Annotated in this window: 5 protein-coding genes; 4 read left to right on the forward strand and 1 reads right to left on the reverse strand. The window is 42.9% G+C overall.

The window, feature by feature from the left end; all coding sequences use genetic code 11:
- The first annotated feature begins 133 nt into the window (after nt 1-133).
- From RAC86_RS36975 to trpP, 3 genes are all read left to right on the forward strand, one after another.
- The gene (locus RAC86_RS36975) at nt 134-571 is read left to right on the forward strand and encodes an HIT family protein (RefSeq protein ID WP_003233231.1); all 438 of its coding nucleotides are present in this window, start codon (nt 134-136) and stop codon (nt 569-571) included.
- 146 nt (nt 572-717) lie between these two features.
- Nucleotides 718-1,797 (forward strand): 3-phosphoserine/phosphohydroxythreonine transaminase, encoded by a 1,080-nt coding sequence (gene serC / locus RAC86_RS36980; protein ID WP_283934201.1) that lies wholly within the window; start codon nt 718-720, stop codon nt 1,795-1,797.
- Between the two features lie 124 nt (nt 1,798-1,921).
- A complete protein-coding gene (gene trpP / locus RAC86_RS36985; RefSeq protein WP_003233236.1) occupies nt 1,922-2,440 on the forward strand; it encodes a tryptophan transporter TrpP in 519 nt (172 codons plus the stop codon).
- A 73-nt stretch (nt 2,441-2,513) separates the two neighbouring features.
- Here the strand turns inward: trpP and yhzF are convergent, their stop codons facing one another.
- The gene (yhzF, locus tag RAC86_RS36990) at nt 2,514-2,705 is read right to left on the reverse strand and encodes a membrane protein YhzF (protein ID WP_014476318.1); all 192 of its coding nucleotides are present in this window, start codon (nt 2,703-2,705) and stop codon (nt 2,514-2,516) included.
- A gap of 128 nt (nt 2,706-2,833) precedes the next feature.
- Between yhzF and RAC86_RS36995 the strand changes: the two genes are divergently transcribed.
- A complete protein-coding gene (locus RAC86_RS36995) occupies nt 2,834-3,190 on the forward strand; it encodes a YtxH domain-containing protein (RefSeq protein ID WP_003245875.1) in 357 nt (118 codons plus the stop codon).
- Nucleotides 3,191-3,330: the final 140 nt, after the last annotated feature.

Consider the following 3,330-nt stretch of genomic DNA (forward strand, 5'->3'; position numbering starts at 1 on the left):
CACATTTTCTTCATATAAGCTCTTCCTCTGCATTCAGGGTGAACGCTCGCCGTTCATCCTGTTTTCTATTTTCTGCATTTCTGTGGTACGATGAGTGTATACATACTAAACAATTTCATAAGGAGGAACCCTCATGCATTGTGCAGAGAATTGTATCTTTTGTAAAATTATCGCCGGCGACATTCCATCCGCGAAGGTGTATGAAGATGAACATGTACTTGCCTTTCTTGATATCAGCCAAGTGACAAAAGGCCATACGCTTGTCATTCCGAAAACACATATTGAGAATGTATATGAATTTACAGATGAATTAGCAAAACAATATTTCCATGCTGTTCCAAAAATCGCCCGCGCTATCCGGGATGAATTTGAACCGATCGGCTTAAATACGCTGAACAATAACGGCGAAAAAGCTGGACAATCTGTGTTCCACTACCATATGCATATTATCCCTCGCTACGGAAAAGGAGATGGATTCGGAGCGGTTTGGAAAACGCATGCTGATGATTATAAACCGGAGGATCTGCAGAACATCTCTTCCTCTATCGCAAAACGCCTGGCCTCATCATAAGATGAGGTTATTTTATTTTGTGAACATTTCGCAAACATCCGTCAATTTCTTTTGATAATTCTAATTTTTTATCAAAAAACTGAATTTTTGTGATAGGATAATTGTATTATTTTATACATTAACGTGGAAAACAGGGAGAGATCATAATGGAACGTACAACGAATTTTAACGCAGGTCCTGCAGCGCTGCCACTGGAAGTTCTGCAAAAAGCACAGAAAGAATTTATTGATTTTAACGAATCCGGCATGTCTGTTATGGAGCTTTCCCACCGCAGCAAAGAGTATGAAGCGGTGCACCAAAAAGCGAAAAGCCTCTTAATCGAACTGATGGGCATTCCGGAAGATTACGATATCTTGTTTCTTCAAGGCGGGGCAAGCCTTCAATTCTCAATGCTTCCGATGAACTTTTTAACACCTGAAAAAACCGCACATTTTGTCATGACAGGCGCTTGGTCTGAAAAAGCACTGGCAGAAACGAAACTGTTCGGGAACACGTCTATCACCGCTACAAGTGAAACAGACAATTACAGCTATATTCCTGAGGTTGACCTTACGGATGTAAAAGACGGCGCATATTTACATATCACATCCAACAATACAATTTTCGGCACTCAGTGGCAGGAGTTTCCGAATTCTCCTATTCCGCTCGTAGCCGACATGTCCAGCGATATTTTAAGCAGAAAAATCGATGTGTCCAAATTTGATGTGATCTACGGAGGCGCCCAAAAGAACCTCGGCCCTTCCGGCGTGACTGTAGTCATCATGAAAAAAAACTGGCTGCAAAATGAAAATGCGAACGTCCCAAAAATCCTGAAATATTCCACGCATGTCAAAGCGGATTCACTCTACAACACTCCGCCGACTTTTGCGATTTATATGCTGAGCCTTGTTCTGGAATGGCTCAAGGAAAACGGCGGTGTGGAAGCTGCTGAACAGCGCAATGAACAAAAAGCGCAGGTTCTCTACAGCTGTATTGATGAAAGCAACGGCTTCTATAAAGGACATGCCAGAAAAGACAGCCGCTCACGCATGAATGTCACCTTCACGCTTCGGGATGACGAATTAACGAAAACATTCGTCCAGAAAGCAAAAGATGCGAAGATGATCGGCCTTGGCGGACACCGTTCGGTGGGAGGCTGCCGCGCTTCTATTTATAACGCGGTCTCTCTCGAAGACTGTGAAAAATTAGCTGCGTTCATGAAGAAATTCCAGCAGGAAAATGAGTAAAAAGTCTGGCTATGCAAACCGTCCGTTTGGTATACTGTTTGCATAACACATTCTGTAAAGCCTTCGCAATAAATGATGAGCATATTATTGGAGGGCAAAAAGCTTAGCAGAGGAGAGCATAGTTATGAAAACAAAAGAGTTAGTCATTATGGCTCTGTTTGCCGCAATCGGCGCAGCGCTTCATTCTATTATTCCGCCCTTTTTAGGCGGCATGAAACCAGATATGATGCTGATCATGATGTTCATGGGCATTCTGCTGTTCCCGCGAGTGCAAAATGTACTCGTCATCGGGATCGTGACCGGAATCATTTCCGCGCTTACAACCGCGTTTCCAGCTGGACAGATCCCTAACATCATTGATAAACCCGTATCAGCGTTTCTGTTCTTCTCCCTGTTTCTTTTGTTCAGAAAGAGCCGAAAAACAGGTGCAGCCGCTGTGCTGACAGTGATCGGGACCATCTTATCAGGAATTGTGTTTCTATCGTCAGCTTTATTGATCGTCGGTTTACCGGGCGGTTTCGCCGCATTGTTCGCGGCTGTTGTTCTGCCGGCCGCTGTGCTGAATACAATCTCAATGATCATTATTTATCCGATTGTGCAAACCATTTTAAGGCGTTCAAGCTTTATGGAAGCTGCTAAATAATTGTCACACAAAACCTCTTCCGCTTCCGGGAGAGGTTTTTTTGAACAGAGCGTCCGCAGCATGTCAGCATGTTTTAAGCGAGGAGTTTTGTGAAAAAGATAAGACATAGTGTAAAGGCGGTTCCGGTTGAACAAACAAGCGCTTTCTGCCGGATGACTTTCTTGGGCGGATAAGAAGCAGCCTGGCTGAGAAGTCTGATATAGTAAACAGCGCCTGAAGCGAAGGCAAGGGTGATGCAGGATAACACAATCAAAAAGACAGACAACCTTCTCCCTCCTTTTCACTTAAAAAATATGCTAAAATAAAGCAAGCTATGTATAGAAGTTCAGGCTTTCAACAAAAATGAAAAATGCTGAATGAATCCTATTTGAAGAAAAAGACGGGGTGATTGTAATGGCGAGCGGACGTTCTCTATTAACAGGACTATTCGTAGGCGGCATCATCGGAGGAGCAGCGGTTCTTCTTACTGCACCTTCCTCAGGAAAGCAGCTGCGTGAAAAAATGAAAACCAATTATGATTCTTTTGAAGAAACAATCAAACGCTTAAAGTCAGACGGGCTTGCTTTAAAAGACCAGCTGATCAAAGCGGCAAAAGAAAGCACGGATGTTATTAAAGACGTGGGCGGCGAGCTCCAAACGTCAATTAAAAAATGGCAGGAAGAGATCAAGCCTCACCAGCAGGATCTGCAAAAAGAAATTGCCGATATCGAAGAGAAAATCAGACAGCTGGAGAAAACCTTACAAAACTAATATCCTATTCAAAAGAAAAAAATGCGGGCCAAAAGTGGACCCGTATTTTTTTCGGCCGAAAAACCCTTTCGTCGCAATGGTTTGTGAATTTATTTAAAAATTCTTACATTTTCATCTTTAGTAATCTTGATTTTATTGGA

It is taken from the genome of Bacillus sp. LR_5 (assembly GCF_042709275.1).